General features: G+C 40.4%; 17 protein-coding genes. 1 reads left to right on the top strand and 16 read right to left on the bottom strand.

Translation table 11 applies throughout. The annotated features are described in order from the left end of the window. Positions 1-605: 605 nt before the first annotated feature. The 14 genes from rpsI to mreB all read right to left on the bottom strand — a co-directional run bounded on the left by rpsI (position 606) and on the right by mreB (position 11,600). Complete coding sequence (rpsI, locus tag JJN12_RS03250; RefSeq protein ID WP_208428353.1) at positions 606-998, bottom strand: 30S ribosomal protein S9; 393 nt, start codon at positions 996-998, stop codon at positions 606-608. 24 nt (positions 999-1,022) lie between these two features. After that, complete coding sequence (gene rplM / locus JJN12_RS03245; protein ID WP_208428352.1) at positions 1,023-1,463, bottom strand: 50S ribosomal protein L13; 441 nt, start codon at positions 1,461-1,463, stop codon at positions 1,023-1,025. Between the two features lie 171 nt (positions 1,464-1,634). Then, complete coding sequence (locus tag JJN12_RS03240) at positions 1,635-2,138, bottom strand: shikimate kinase (protein ID WP_208428351.1); 504 nt, start codon at positions 2,136-2,138, stop codon at positions 1,635-1,637. Continuing rightward, positions 2,135-2,896 carry a type I 3-dehydroquinate dehydratase gene (aroD, locus tag JJN12_RS03235; RefSeq protein ID WP_208428350.1) on the bottom strand — a complete coding sequence of 254 codons (762 nt, stop codon included), beginning with the start codon at positions 2,894-2,896 and terminating at the stop codon, positions 2,135-2,137. Before aroD ends, JJN12_RS03240 begins: the two co-directional genes overlap by 4 nt. 18 nt (positions 2,897-2,914) lie before the next feature. Continuing rightward, a complete protein-coding gene (locus JJN12_RS03230; protein WP_236013673.1) occupies positions 2,915-3,805 on the bottom strand; it encodes a shikimate dehydrogenase in 891 nt (296 codons plus the stop codon). Then, a complete protein-coding gene (locus JJN12_RS03225; RefSeq protein WP_208428349.1) occupies positions 3,777-4,292 on the bottom strand; it encodes a YqeG family HAD IIIA-type phosphatase in 516 nt (171 codons plus the stop codon). The genes JJN12_RS03230 and JJN12_RS03225 overlap by 29 nt, the downstream gene beginning before the upstream one ends. Next, a complete protein-coding gene (locus JJN12_RS03220; RefSeq protein WP_208428348.1) occupies positions 4,289-4,552 on the bottom strand; it encodes a barstar family protein in 264 nt (87 codons plus the stop codon). The genes JJN12_RS03225 and JJN12_RS03220 overlap by 4 nt, the downstream gene beginning before the upstream one ends. 78 nt (positions 4,553-4,630) lie before the next feature. Then, positions 4,631-5,482 carry a CvfB family protein gene (locus JJN12_RS03215; RefSeq protein WP_208428347.1) on the bottom strand — a complete coding sequence of 284 codons (852 nt, stop codon included), beginning with the start codon at positions 5,480-5,482 and terminating at the stop codon, positions 4,631-4,633. Positions 5,483-5,494: 12 nt separating this feature from the next. After that, the gene (locus JJN12_RS03210) at positions 5,495-6,226 is read right to left on the bottom strand and encodes an acyl-[acyl-carrier-protein] thioesterase (RefSeq protein ID WP_208428346.1); all 732 of its coding nucleotides are present in this window, start codon (positions 6,224-6,226) and stop codon (positions 5,495-5,497) included. Continuing rightward, the gene (gene recD2 / locus JJN12_RS03205; protein ID WP_208428345.1) at positions 6,213-8,450 is read right to left on the bottom strand and encodes an SF1B family DNA helicase RecD2; all 2,238 of its coding nucleotides are present in this window, start codon (positions 8,448-8,450) and stop codon (positions 6,213-6,215) included. The genes JJN12_RS03210 and recD2 overlap by 14 nt, the downstream gene beginning before the upstream one ends. A 71-nt stretch (positions 8,451-8,521) precedes the next feature. Continuing rightward, positions 8,522-8,905, bottom strand: coding sequence for a hypothetical protein (locus tag JJN12_RS03200; protein ID WP_208428344.1), 384 nt, complete (start codon positions 8,903-8,905; stop codon positions 8,522-8,524). A gap of 2 nt (positions 8,906-8,907) precedes the next feature. Next, positions 8,908-9,732: a flagellar hook-basal body protein gene (locus JJN12_RS03195; protein ID WP_208428343.1), complete on the bottom strand. Its 825-nt coding sequence runs from the start codon at positions 9,730-9,732 to the stop codon at positions 8,908-8,910. 16 nt (positions 9,733-9,748) lie between these two features. After that, positions 9,749-10,525 carry a flagellar hook-basal body protein gene (locus JJN12_RS03190; RefSeq protein ID WP_208428342.1) on the bottom strand — a complete coding sequence of 259 codons (777 nt, stop codon included), beginning with the start codon at positions 10,523-10,525 and terminating at the stop codon, positions 9,749-9,751. A gap of 76 nt (positions 10,526-10,601) precedes the next feature. Continuing rightward, complete coding sequence (gene mreB, locus JJN12_RS03185; protein ID WP_208428341.1) at positions 10,602-11,600, bottom strand: rod shape-determining protein MreB; 999 nt, start codon at positions 11,598-11,600, stop codon at positions 10,602-10,604. A gap of 212 nt (positions 11,601-11,812) precedes the next feature. On the opposite strand from mreB, the gene JJN12_RS03180 reads away from it, so the two are divergent. Further along, positions 11,813-12,226 carry a hypothetical protein gene (locus JJN12_RS03180; RefSeq protein ID WP_208428340.1) on the top strand — a complete coding sequence of 138 codons (414 nt, stop codon included), beginning with the start codon at positions 11,813-11,815 and terminating at the stop codon, positions 12,224-12,226. Positions 12,227-12,230: 4 nt separating this feature from the next. On the opposite strand, the gene JJN12_RS03175 is transcribed toward JJN12_RS03180, so the two are convergent. Both JJN12_RS03175 and JJN12_RS03170 read right to left on the bottom strand, forming a co-directional pair. Next, the gene (locus tag JJN12_RS03175) at positions 12,231-12,872 is read right to left on the bottom strand and encodes an epoxyqueuosine reductase QueH (RefSeq protein WP_208428339.1); all 642 of its coding nucleotides are present in this window, start codon (positions 12,870-12,872) and stop codon (positions 12,231-12,233) included. A gap of 43 nt (positions 12,873-12,915) precedes the next feature. After that, a complete protein-coding gene (locus JJN12_RS03170; RefSeq protein ID WP_208428338.1) occupies positions 12,916-14,634 on the bottom strand; it encodes a M3 family oligoendopeptidase in 1,719 nt (572 codons plus the stop codon). Positions 14,635-14,656: the final 22 nt, after the last annotated feature.

Here is a 14,656-nt window from a genome sequence, read left to right as displayed (position 1 = left end):
CAGCGTCCTTCATCACGACGGCCTTTATGCTGAAAGGACCGTATACTTTCCGGCAGTAGTCATGCTCATAGATGCCTATAAAAAAGGTGTACTGCATTTTCCTAGCTGCAAACATTTCGAAGATATTACCACTGTCAGACGCTTTTTTCCAGCTGAGGAGCTGCCGGTCGTGGAAATAAGCAGGGTTAGGCCTTCGCCTCCGCTAGAGATCGGGTTTTCGATCAAAAATCGGCGCTTTTCCTCCGAATTGTAATTGAACAATTGCTTTTCCACCCTGATATTATGCTGATCCATATGCTTCTTCAGCAGGTTTATCTGCGTGGATTTGCCTGCCCCGTCTGAGAAAGAAACACGGAAAACGAGCACCGTTCACAGCTCCATTTTACATGCTCAAATGGGCTCAATTTTCCCCCCTCCCATTTTTTAACTCAAAACCACCTCCAAAACGAGTTTTCCCCCAATTTTAACCCAAAAAACAGGATCAGAACCGGATAAATCAGGACAAAAAAAGTCAAACCGAATCAAAGGATTTTATACGGCAAAACCCCGGAAAACCTTGATTTTCCGGGGTTTTTGACCTGTTTTGATACGGTTTGTTCGGCAATTTATCTCTTAGAGAACTGAGGAGCCTTACGAGCTTTCTTAAGTCCGTATTTCTTTCTCTCCTTCATTCTTGAATCACGAGTAAGGAAGCCTGCCTTCTTAAGAGATGGACGATAGTCTGCATCTGCCTCAAGAAGAGCTCTTGATATACCATGACGGATAGCACCTGCCTGACCTGTAGTACCGCCACCACGTACAGTAACGAGTACGTCAAACTTCTCAACTGTCTCTGTAAGAGCAAGTGGCTGGCGTACTATAGTCTTTAAGGTCTCAAGACTAAAGTAGTCATCTATATCTCTCTTGTTTACTACAATCTTACCTGATCCTGCTACAAGATATACTCTTGCAACACTGCTTTTTCTTCTTCCGGTTCCATAAAATTTAACAGTAGCCAATGTAATATCCTCCCTTCACTCTAATTAGTATCTGCTCTTGATCTCATAAACTTCAGGTTTCTGAGCTGTCTGTGCATATTCAGCACCAGCATATACGCGAAGCTTTGTGAGCATCTTATTACCAAGAGTTCCGTTTGGAAGCATGCCCTTTACTGCGTGAGTAATAGCATCTTCTGGCTTTGTATTAAGGGTTTCCCTAAGAGTCTTCTGCTTAAGTCCACCAACATAATCACTATGACGATAGTAAATCTTCTGATCAAGCTTCTTACCGCTTACTTTAATGCCCTTTGCGTTAATAACGATTACATAATCGCCGGTATCTACAAAAGGTGTATATTCAGGCTTTCTCTTACCTCTTAAAAGGTTAGCCACTTCTGTTGCAAGGCGTCCAAGTGTCTGTCCCTCAGCATCGATTACATACCATTTCTTCTCAACGCTGTTAGGGTTAGCCATAAATGTCTTCATGGTTATTCCTCCCAAAAAATATTGTTAAAAGCACATTAAGGAGTATGTGCTGCGTTTTCTTTACTATGGCAGAAGAATATGTATTACTTAGATAGGATGTCCGGGCCTATCTGAATAATGGCGTAATTATTCCGTCACAATTGTTTATTATACAGCTTAGTACTTTTATTGTCAAGTAAAATCTTTCATAATCGAGTCAACAATTTCTTCAACAGATAAATCATCTACGTCAATAATTCTATCCGCAGTGCTCTCGTAAAGTGCTCTTCTTAACGACAATAATTCTTCCACCCTGCTTAGCTTGTCTTCTCCCATAAGCAAAGGTCTGCTAATATCTCCCTCGAGCCTTTTAATTACAGTTTCGGGGCTAACCCTAAGATAAATTACCTTGCCGGCTTTTTTTAGCAGCTCACGGTTATTATGAGACGAGACTATCCCTCCTCCTGTTGATATTACTTTATCTTTTGTTACAGCAAGACTTTTAAGTGCGGCATTTTCAAGCGCCCTAAAGTGTGCCTCTCCTTTTTCTGTAAATATCGTACTTATCTTACAGTCTTCTTTACTTTCTATAAGTGCATCGGTATCCAAAAACTCCATATCACTTTTAGCGCTAAGGGCCCTGCCTACAGTGGTTTTCCCTGAGCCCATAAAGCCTATCAGTACGATATTCATCATAATACCTTGTCTAACCTGTCTAAGATTTCTCTGACTTCATTTATTTCCATCTGTCCCGGAGCACTTTCATTGCCTATGCTTGCAAAGGTTATAGATGAACCTGTGAATTCTCCAAGAAGTCTTGTCACCCTTCCCATGCTTCCCATAGCTATGCTTATGATAGGCTTTGGATTAGGTCTTGTATAAGTAAGAATGGTAGCAGTCATTATTCTCATTACATCTTTTTTCTTGTGAGGCATGGTTGCAATCTTTAGAATATCGGCATTGCAGTTGTCAATCACTGATAATCTGTATACAAGTTCTGCAGTGTCAGGAGTACCTTCAAAGTCGTGATAGGAGCCGATTACCTTCACATCTGTAAAGCTGTGAATTTCATCAATTATATCTCTTGCCTTTAACTTAAATGAGAAGATTTCAACATCTATAAGGTCGGTAATCCCTGCATTGGCAACTGAAAGAATAAGGTCCTTATACTTCTCATTCTCTATCTCCTTACCACCCTCAAGCAAGGTTCTAAAGGTGTAGATTATAGGCATGTCTCCAACTATTTCTCTCATTTCCGAAAGAATTTCATTGTGGAAGTCCTCGTCAAATTCTCTCTCAGTAAGCCTGTCTGCTCTCCATTCGATAAGATCAGCAGAATTTTCCACTGCCTTTTTAGCCTCTTTAAGAACCTCTTCCTTGCTTTTACCCATAACAAGTACGCAGATTTTAGGCTTTCCCTCACCAATAGTCAAGTTTCTTACAGTTACATCCATAGTCGGTTCTCCTTTCTGCTAAAAGAACATGCTTTTCACTTCCTCAACCGGCATATCTTTCCCTGTATAAAGCTTAAAAGCATATACACCCTGCCACAACAACATACCTTTCCCATCTATGCAGCTACAGCCCGCTTCTTTTGCCTCTCTTAATAGTCTCGTCTCTAACGGATTGTAGACCACATCAGCTACAACCAGTCCCTGCTTAAATACAGATAAGTCCTTAATCACAGACTCATCGTCACGCGGCTTCATCCCCACCACAGTTGCATTTACAAAGATATCAGCTTCCTTTATCTTTTCCGTAAACAAAGGAGCGTCTTCGATATCATAAATATTGATATCAGCTCCCGGGACTTCCTTTTTTATCTTCTCAATGGTTTCAAGCATCCTGTCAAAGTTCTTGCTTTTTTTATTGAAAATGTTAATAGTCCCCGCTCCATCAAGTGCAAGCTGAACTATAATCGCTGTCGCAGCCCCGCCTGCGCCTGCAACTACAACCTTTTTACCCTTAACGGCCACCTTATGTGCTTCAAGGTTCTTAATGAAGCCTACACCGTCAGTATTGTAACCAATAAGCCTCCCATCCTCATTAACTACAGTATTTACAGCACCGATAAGAGCTGCTGCCGGTGAGAGCTCATCTATGTAGGAAATCACATCATTTTTACAGGGCATGGTGAGATTAAATCCTCGCATCTTATAAAGCCTCGCCGCAGAAACCGCTTCCTTAAGGCCTGCTTTATCTATGTCTATGGCTACATATACATAGTCAAGCCCAAGCCTCTTAAAACTATAGTTATACATCGCAGGAGAGCCTGAATGTGCTACAGGCGAGCCAAATAGAGCAAGCAGCCTCGTATGTCCCGTAATATCCATTTCAGTCTGAAACCTTTCTATCCCTTTCATAGGCCTTTAGTACAATTTTTTCAAGAAATCTCTTAAGGACTATCTGTATTTCCTCATGCTTGTCTATGGGGTTTAGCAAAATATTCTTAAGCCCCGCCTTTTTTGCTCCCCAGATATCTGTAAAAAGCTGGTCCCCTATGAAGAGGGTATTGTCTTTATTGGTCCCCATCATTCTGACAGCCTTGATATAATTAGCTTTACCCGGCTTTCCCGCCTTATAAATATAGAGAGAACGAATATTTTCATTGAATCTTTTCACTCTCTCTAATTTATTATTGGAAAGAAGACAGGTCTTAAAGCCCATTCTTTTTAGTTCATTGAAAAGCCTTTCTATACCCTCCGTTGCAGAGGCGCCATGAGGAACAAGAGTATTGTCTATATCAAATATCAACCCTCTGATTCCCTTCCTGTAAAGACTGTCAAAATCAATTTCATATACTGAGTTTCGCCTCTCATCAGGATAAAACTTCTCCAATAATTTCATCATATCAGTTTAATATTCTCATTCGACTGTTCAGCCTGCTCAAATGTGTCTAAGATTTCCTGACCATACTCACCAAGATTGATTTCAAGCAAATCCACATCCTCAAAGGTAATCTCAGTCGAATCCTCTACCGCTAGCAGATACTCCAAAAGCGTATCCATGTCTGTAATACTATCCTCATCCAGATTGAAAACCCCTTCAAGATATGAATGAGCCATTGCCTTCGTAGCCATCTCTCCACAGTCTATAACGATCTCTTCCATCTTAATACTCTCCTTCTTAAATCAAAATACTTTGTATAAATAATTTATGCCACAATCATTAATGCTTGTCAATAAGAATTACACTAATCTTATACCATCTTTTTCAATTACAATCACTCTCTCTTTATAGAGTCTTCCAATCGCTCTCTTAAATGCCGCCTTGCTTAGGTTGAATTCCTCCTTTATCTCATCTGCACTGCTCTTATCCTGATAAGGGAGGCTTCCACCAGCCTGCTTTAGTTTATCAAGTATGAGTGCGGAGTCTGCATCCATCTGTACATAAGCTTTCTGCCTGAGGGAAAGGTCAAGCTTTCCATCCTCTTTTACCTCAAGCACTCTCGCCTCTATCTCATCACCCGGCTTTAGCTCACGGTGCAGCTCCTTTTTAGGAACAAGAGCAGAATACTTGTTGTCTACCGCAACATAGGCTCCAAACTGCTCATGCACCTGATAAACTGTTCCCTTTACCATATCATCCTTTTGATAAGGAGGTAAGAGAGAGAGTCTTGAATAAAGGTCCATGGTTGCACAAAGCCTGTCGCTAAGGTCAATGTACACCGTTACAAGTATCTCATCTCCTGACTTTATATCATAAATCTGCTCCTTAAACGGAAGAAGCAAATCCTTAGGCAGCCCCCAGTCAAGAAAGGCACCTATTTTATTTACTTCCTTTACCTTTAGCTTCTTTATTTCGCCTATTTTTATATAAGGCACAAGCCTTGTGGCTATCATCCTGTCTTCAGAATCTTTATACAGAAATACCTCAATCTCCGAGCCAACCCTCATATCCTCAGTCACCTGATTCTTCGGAAGGAGAACCTCATCTTCCAGAGCTCTGTTCTTATCATCTTTTTTCTCAATGTCTGTCAAAAATAAGCCGAAGTCAGTTTTTTTAACCGCCACCAGTGTCTGCGTATAACCTAATCTCATTATCTCCCCTCTCTATCTAAGCTCAAATTCTACCTTTGCAAAAGTTTCCCCATCCTCACTGTCGAGTGAAGCATATACTTTTTTGCCACCATCATCATAGTAATAAGTCGTAAGTACCACCTCATCAAGCACTGCAGCCTTTTTGTATTCTACCCTTATCTGTTTGATTTCATCCACATCAAACCTCTCAGGAAGGAAGTCAAGAGCCATTCTTACATACTCCCTGTTGTTCATATGAATATTTGAATCCAGATGAGACTCTCTGACCTTAAAGGAATCACCCTTTATTTCCCTGCTTGCTAAGGATGGTATGGTTATCTTCCTATCAGCCTTTTCCATAGGGAACTCTTCATCTATCTCAAATCCGGTTCCTTCTGCCTGTTCATATTTTACAGGCTTACCCTTGATTGTGTCTACATAAAACCAAACTGAATTGGCGTAAGCGCATACTTCTTTATTTTCATCGTATATGATGAAATTCCTGAGTCCGTAGAAACCCTTTATATCATAAGCTCTTGTTTCAATCTCTATATTCTCATCTATCCTTGGCCTCCTGTTTATAACAATCTGCCATGAAGTAAGAAACCAGGCTCTGTGTAAGCCGATTAATTTATCCTTATATAAGCCTATGCTATTGCTGTGAAAATTAGAACAATCCTGAAAATAGCTTATCAACTGAGATATGGACAGTTTGTTATCCTTATCTGTTTCACTGAATCTTACAGTACTCTTAAATGTATACATTGTCGGCTTCCTCCATTTCTATGATACTGTCAACCAGTCCGGAATTTCTTTTCATCTCACTTTCATTTTGAATCATTTCGTTAACAGAGTTTTCACTGCCTACAATTGTAACACATTTTCTCGCTCTTGTAACAGCTGTATACAAAAGATTTCTGTTAAGTAAGGGTTTAGGTGCGTTAAGAAGTGGAATAATCACTGCAGGATACTCACTTCCCTGCGACTTGTGTATGGTGATTGCGTATGCAAGCTCCAGCTCCTCAAGGGTTGCACCCGTGTATTCCACAAGCTTGCCCTCATCAAATTCAACGGTAACAGTGCCCGCAAACTCGTTTATTTCCCTTATGATTCCACAGTCTCCGTTAAATACTCCACTTCCTTCCTTGATGGTAAGCCCTTTTTTAGTAACTATCTTCCATTCCATCTGATAGTCATTTTTTATCTGCATCACCTTGTCATTTTCACGAAAAATCACTTCTCCCCACTGTTTCTCCCTTTTACCAGGTGCAGGTGGATTAATGTATTGCTGTAGAATTTTGTTTAGATTTTCTACTCCTAGCTCACCCTTTCTTGATGGTGTAAGCACCTGAATATCATACTTAGTGGCATCAACATAAGGAGGAAGCTTCTCTGCAATAAGGCTTACCAAAGCCCTTTGTATTTGGATAGAGCTGCTCATACTAAGCATAAAGAAATCCTTGCTTTTGTTGTCAAGCCTTATGCTCTGTCCTGCATTTATCTTATGTGCGTTGGTGATGATATCACTTTCTGCAGCCTGTCTGAAGATTTCACTTAGCCTCACTACATTGAACTTTTCAGAACTAATTATATCCTTTAAGACCTTTCCCGGTCCCACGCTTGGAAGCTGGTTGACATCTCCAACAAGAATGAGTCTGGTACCAACAGTTATCGCCTTAAGTAAAGAATACATAAGATAGATATCTACCATTGACATCTCGTCTATTATTATCACATCAGCTTCAAGAGGATTTAACTCATTTCTCTCAAAGCGCATAGAGCCACCCTCTTCAGGATTGCCATTTAGCTCCAAAAGCCTGTGAATGGTCTGTGCTTCCATTCCTGTGGTTTCAGTCATCCTTTTGGCTGCTCTTCCTGTAGGCGCAGCAAGAAGTATTTCCATATTCTGCATCTCAAAAAGCTTGATTATTGCATTGATGGTAGTAGTCTTGCCGGTTCCCGGTCCTCCTGTAATTATAACCAGTCCGCTTTCTACAGCCTCATATACAGCCTTTCTCTGCAGGTCTCCAAGCTTAATCCCGGTCTTTGCCTCAACCTCCCTTACCTTAGCCTCCATAACCTTATAATTATTTTCACTCTTGGCATTTAAGTCTAGGAGCTTTCTGGCAACTGTAAGCTCCATATAGTAAAGGTTATTATTATAGACTCTTCTCTCCCCTTTTACTTCCTTTAATACTATCTTTCTCTCTATTGTAAGCTCGTATATATCATTTTCAAATTCAACCTCTGATATACCCAAAAGCCTTTTTGATTCTTCATATAAGTCCTCATACAAAAGATAGGTATGTCCGTTAGATGCTGCCATACTAAGGGCAAAGGAAATGCCGGCCTTCATCCTCATGGATGATTCTGGTGAAAATCCCATCCTAAGTGCTATCTCATCTGCCGTCTTAAAGCCAACTCCAGCTATGTCATCTGCAAGTCTGTATGGATTCTCTCGCACTATCTTCATTACCTTAATGCCGTATTCCTTGTATATCTTCATAGCAAGGGCATTGGAAACCCCGTATTGATTAAGAAAAATCATAGCATTACGAAATTCTTTCTTTTCTTCAAACTGACTCCCTATTTCAATGGCTTTTTTCTCTGTAATTCCCTTGATTTCAGCCAGTCTCTCAGGTTCTCTCTCAATGATATTAAAGGTTTCATCCCCGAACTTTTTAACTATTTTCGCAGAGAGGGCAGGTCCTACCCCCTTAATAATGCCTGAGCCAAGGTATTTTTCCATGGCTACAGAGGTCTCAGGCTCCTTTATCTCATAAGATGTCACAGTAAACTGAATACCGTATTGCTTATGCTCAACAAAGCTTCCCTCCGCTATAATCTGATCCCCCTCAGTTATATCCGAAAAGTAGCCTGTACACACTACATCATCACCTTCTACACTTATATTTACCACAGTGTAGCCATTTTCAGCGTTCCTATATACAACCTTTTCCACAAACCCATTAATAGTTTCTTTTTCCAATGCCACAATCTCCTACAGTGAACAAGCCTGCATACAGTATTAACCGTATGCAGGCGTTAATTTTAATATATTTATTTTTCGGCAATACTCTCATCCGCAACCGCAGATGTAGTATTTCTCTTCATTGACTCATAAAGCATCTTTGCTATGCCTAAATCAGTATTCTCGGTAAGCAATTCTGCCTTATCTTTGATGAAGCTGTCCTTAAACATTGACATATACTCATTGTCGTTTTCCGAGTCAGCTCCGTCTATATGTGAAATCTCTTCCATCTTAGCCATAACCTGCTCAACCATATAAGCTTCAAAGGACTTGCAGGCCTTCATAAGTTCTTCATCATCAGTAGTGCTTTCCGCCTTTTTAACTGAATCAGTAAGCTTCTTAGTGGTCATGCCTGTGGCTGTATTTTCCATAAGTCCGTTGTAATAGTTATTATTTATAGAAAGGAAATCCATTCTTACCTCCTAAGATTGTTAGCCTGCTCGAGCATCTCGTCAGATGCTGTGATTGCCTTAGAGTTAAGCTGGTAAGCACGCTGGGTAACTATCATATTTACCATCTCATCAGCAGCAGATACATTAGAACCCTCAAGATAACCTGTCTTTATAAGGCTTTTGTTAAGTCCTTTATCTGTATCTTCGCTTCTTGCCTCGCCTGAAGCAGGAGTTACGTAGTAAAGGCTGCCACCGCTTCTGTTAAGTCCGGCAGGATTGTTGAACTGAAAGAGAGCTATCTTACCCAGGTTCTCATATTTTGTAGTATTTGCCTCTTTATCATCCACTCTATATAGTACATTACCACTTAAATCAACGCTTATTGCATTTGGGTCAGCCTTGCTGTCTATTTTAATAGGGGTACCCGCTGTACTAAGAACAGGATTGCCGTCTGTATTGGTAAGCTCCCATCCGTCAGATACTGCTGAGAGGTTAAAGTGACCGTTTCTGGTGTAGGCAGTCTTTCCTGCTATTTTAACTGCAAAAAAACCGTTTCCCTGAATGAAGAGGTCGTATTTCTCTCCTGTATCAAGGGCTGCACCCTGTGTGAACTTGGCAGTAACGGATGCATTACGCACACCAAGCCCTACCTGAACTCCGATAGGCTTAGGATTACCCTCACTGTCAGTTGACTTTGTTTTAATCTGTTGATACAGCAAAGACTTAAACTCCATACTCTGAGTCTTAAATCCTGTTGTATTTATATTGGCTATGTTATTGGAAATAGTATCTAAGTTTACCTGCTGTGCCATCATTCCTGATGCAGCACTCCATAAAGATCTAAGCATAATAGTCTCCTCTTACTTAACTAACTCTACCTACAGAGTTAACTGCGCTATCCATAATTGAATCTGAACTCTGAATCATCTTCTGCCCGGCTTCATACGCTCTAGTTATAGTTATCAGATTAACCATCTCACGAACTGAGTTTACATTGGACTGCTCTATATATCCCTGTAAGACCTGTGCCTCAGCTTCTTTCTCCGTAGCTCCTGCTACAGTCTGATAAAGGTTATCACCAAATTTTTCTATGTAATCGTAGTTTTCAAAATCAACCACTTTTACCTTGTCTATAACCTGATTATTCACTGAAACCGTTCCGTCTACACCTATTGAAATATCTTCAGAATCAAGCGGAACCTGTAATACGCCGCTCTCAGTCCTAAGCTGATTGCCATACACATCTGTTACATGACCGTCTTTTGTAAGTCTGAAGTTGCCATCTCTGGTATACTTAGTTGATTCGTTGCCGTTCTTATCCACATATCTGACTGCAAAGAAACCTTCCCCCGAAAGTGCAAGGTCATATTTTCCTGCTGTCTCTCTAAGCGCTCCCTGTGAGTAGTCGGTAAACACTTCACCAATCTTTACTCCAAGGCTCATCTTTCCTATAGCGTGGTCGTTGTAAGCTTCCGATACATCCCTGATTTTTATACCCAAAACCTTATCAAATGACTGACTTGAAGAACTCTCCATCTTATATCCAGCAGTTGTTGCATTCGCAAGATTGTTGGTCATTATATCCATTCTTCTTTGTTCATTAATCATGCCGGTGTAGGCTGTATAAAGGCTTCTTAGCATTTAAGTTCCTCCATAAATCGGATAAATTTTCTTCACATGGATATATCGGCAATATGAAACTATTTCTTAACCCTTATTATTCTTTAAATCCTGTTGTATTACTTAAAAATTCTACAAACTTTCCTGTACCAATAGCTACACAGTTCATAGGATTCTCAGCAGTCACAGTATTTATACCTGTTTTAGCCTCAAGGAGCTGCTCCATACCCCAAAGCAGGGCACCGCCTCCCGTAAGCACTATTCCTCTGTCTGCGATATCTGCTGCAAGTTCAGGTGGAGTCTTCTCAAGCACCTGATGTACAGAATCCACAATCTGCTTGCAAGGTAGCTCTAAGGCTTCAAGAGTCTCATCAGAGGTAACCGTAATTGTATTTGGAAGTCCTGTAAGCAGGTTTCTTCCCCTTACATCGAGGGTAACAAGCTCAGGACGCTTAAATGCAGAACCAATCTTTATCTTTATCTCTTCCGCAGTCATCTCACCAATGAGAAGGCTGTGCTTCTTACGCATATATTTGATAATAGCATCGTCAAAGTCGTCTCCCGCAATTTTTACTGATGCACTTACAACAGAGCCTCCAAGCGAAATAACTGCTACATCACTTGTACCACCGCCGATATCAACTATCATATTGCCACAAGGCTTTGATATGTCAATACCCGCTCCAATAGCTGCTGCAATAGGCTCTTCTATAATGGCAACTTCTCTTGCACCTGCATTATAAGTAGCCTCCTCAACCGCACGCTTCTCAACTTCTGTCGCAGCTGAAGGGATACATACACTTATTCTAGGCTTTCTGAAAAATCTCTTGCCACCCGCCTTCTGGATGAAATACTTCATCATCTTCTCTGTCACATCATAATCGGATATAACACCCTGTCTGAGAGGTCTTATAGCCATAATATTGCCCGGAGTCCTACCAAGCATGAACCTTGCTTCCTCACCTATAGCCTTTACCTTCTTGGTATCTCTGTCTATAGCCACAACTGAAGGCTCTTTAAGTACAACTCCCTTACCCTTTATGTAAACCAATACACTTGCTGTTCCTAAGTCAATTCCGATATCACTACCCAACATAAACAAGACTCCTTTCCTAACCCGACAATCTATTTTACACTAATTATTATCATTTCTTAATTTTAGGTCACACTTAACTATTATACCCTCTTATAACAAAAAAAGATAGTAGAAATTTAAGTATATTCTTTAAATGAATTTGTGAAAATTTGAATCAAGACGGATAATGTTGTATAATGCGGATATAAAGTAAAATCAAAGGGGAACAACTTATGGAAGATAAAAGCACACTTGCCCTGTATAAAAGCCTCAAGCTAACAAGAAATCTGATAAATATCAGCTTTTTTATAATATTCCTTGTGTTGCTTTTTTGGGGAAATTATAACCCTGCCGCAGCCTTCACCCTTATATTCTACAATGCCCTCCACTGGCTGCTTTTATCCAACCTTAAAAGTAAGTATAAGCCAAAGAAAGAAAGCGATAACGACATAATTGAATTAACCGTACTGAAGTTTACCTTTACCGCAGGAATACTGCTCCATCTGGTTCTTTGCTACGGCTTCCTCTACAAGCTTCCAATCAAGATTGCAGCTCTACGTCCTCTCCCTTTGGCTCTAACAGTGGCTATTATTGCATTTCGTTTCATTTCTTATATTTTCATCAATATGAAGACAAACAAAAGGTAGGTCATCAATTTGCCCTACCTTCATTTCTTCTTTCTGCTTCTTCTTTTGAGTAAACACAGCCACAATAGTCCTGTCTGTAAAGCCCATATTCTCTAGAGAGCTGTACCGACCTGTGATATCCGCCCTTTTTCTTAAAATCCGAATAAAGATAAGGAATATCGTATTTCTCTCCAAATCTTTCTCCAAGTGAGTTGAGCCAGTCTGCATTCTTATGAGGGCTTATGGAAAGAGTGGTGGTATAATAATCCGCTCCGTACTCCTTAGCTGCCCTTGCCGCTTCCTCCATACGTAGTTCATAGCAACGGTAGCATCTTGCACCGCCCTCAGGCAAATCCTCTTTACCCTTGGCTATTTCATAAAACTTCTCAGGCTCATATGCTCCACTTACAAGTTTTACCTCATGTTCAAGAGGCATCTCTTCTATCAGCCTGCCTAGCTCCTGTATGCGGGTTTCATACTCCTCTTTAGTGTCAATATTAGGATTGTAAAAATAAATCGTAATATTAAAATACTTACTCAAATACTCCAAAGTATAACTGCTGCAGGGTGCACAGCAGGCGTGGAGAAAGAGGGCAGGAACCCTGCCCTCTTTAGTAAACTCTTCTATTTTTTCATCTAAAAGTTTTTGATAATTGACTTTATTCAATGTCTTCTCCTATCAGTACATTACAGCTTCAAACTGCTTGGGCTTAATCCCACTTACCTGACTTAATGGTCTCTTCCAAAATCTCCTTTGCATATGAACAGGACTTCTCTACTGAGCCTGCTTCAAAAGGACTTGATACATTAGCGTATTTAAGGGTTTCAAGATAGCTAAGGCTTCCTCCTACCTTGCAAAGCTTAAGATAGTCTTCCCAAGCTTTTTCCTTATTCTCAGCGTATTTCTTCTTAAACTCCATCGCTCCCATAGTAGTAAGGGTATAGTTTATATAATACATAGGATGCTGGATGATATGAAGCTTATGATACCAATAACCGCCTCTCTTCATAAACTCATCAGCCTCATCATATTTTCTCCAAGGCATGTACTTTTCTTCAAGCTTGTGCCACTCATATGTTCTTTCCTTAGGCGTAAGCTCAGGCTTCTCATAGCAGATATGCTGGAACTCATCTACAGCAACTCCAAAAGGCACGAAGGTAATGGCATCCTGTAAATGCTGGAAACGGTACTTATCTGCATCCTTTCCAAAAAATCTCTCCGCATAAGGATAAGCAAACTGCTCCATACTCATGGAATGGATTTCCGCTATGTCTGTAGACTCTGAGTAATACTCTGATATAGGCTGGTTTCTCATAGCCATATAGCCTGCAAAAGCATGCCCCAGCTCGTGTGTAAGAACCTGCATGTCAAATATGGTTCCGTTAAAGCAGGAGAACACAAATGGAGCCTTAAGAGGTGCAAGGCTTGTCATATAGCCTGTGGATGCTTTATTAGGCTTATTCTTAAGGTCTAAGAGCTCGTGCTCCATCATAAAGTCGATGAATTCAGCTGTTTCAGGGCTTAGCTCGTGATACATCTTCTTAGCTTCTTCCATCATAAAGTCGTCATCGCCCGCAGGTACAGCATTACCATCCACAAAGGTCATCTTCTCATCGTATACATAAAGAGGGTCTACCCCTATACGCTTTGCCTGAGCCTTATAAAGCTCCGTACATAGCGGTACAAGATAGCTTTCTACCTGTCTTCTAAAAGAAGCTACTTCTTTCTGACCATAATCAGTTCTGCTCTGTCTGAGGTAGCCTAGAGGAATAAAGTTCTCAAAGCCAAGATTCCTTCCCATCTCATTTCTTAGCTTAATAAGTTCATCCCATATCTCTTCAAGACGCTTTTCATTACTGTGATAAAAGTCAGAATATGCCTTATATGCGGCTTTCCTTATCTCTCTGTCCTCATGCTCGAAGTACTTTTGTATTCCGTAGAGATTAAGCTCTTTTCCGTCAAACTTAATCTTACAGGAAGCCATCATCTTCTGATATTCGCTCGTGAGCTTAGCCTCTTCCTGCAAAAGAGGGATATTTTTCTCTGAAAAACGCTTCTTTTCAAGCTCTATACTTGTAAAGAACTGCTTGCCAAATTTGGTTTCAAAATCAGCTCTGTACTTGCTTTCATTTAATGCTTCTCCACTTTCAACGCTTATCGGCCCAAAGGTAGGGAACTGTGCGTTAAACACTTCGTGCTCCTCTTCATAGAACTTATCTGAGGTATCAAGAGTATGTCTGATATAGACAAGGGTATACATCATCATAAGATGATTGATTTCATTTTCTGACTCAGTATATGCAGACAAGGCAGCTGTGAAGCTATCTGCCTCCCTTCCCTTTTTAATATATGACTTCAAGTTCTCTTTCACCTGTTCAAAATCAGGGCGTACATATTCGAGTTCACTAAATTTCCAATTTTCTTTCATAACATATCACCTTTCCGGTTTA

Source organism: Catonella massiliensis, assembly GCF_016651435.1.
GTDB classification, from domain to species: Bacteria; Bacillota; Clostridia; order Lachnospirales; family Lachnospiraceae; genus Catonella; species Catonella massiliensis.
This window is presented reverse-complemented; position numbering and strand designations above follow the sequence as displayed.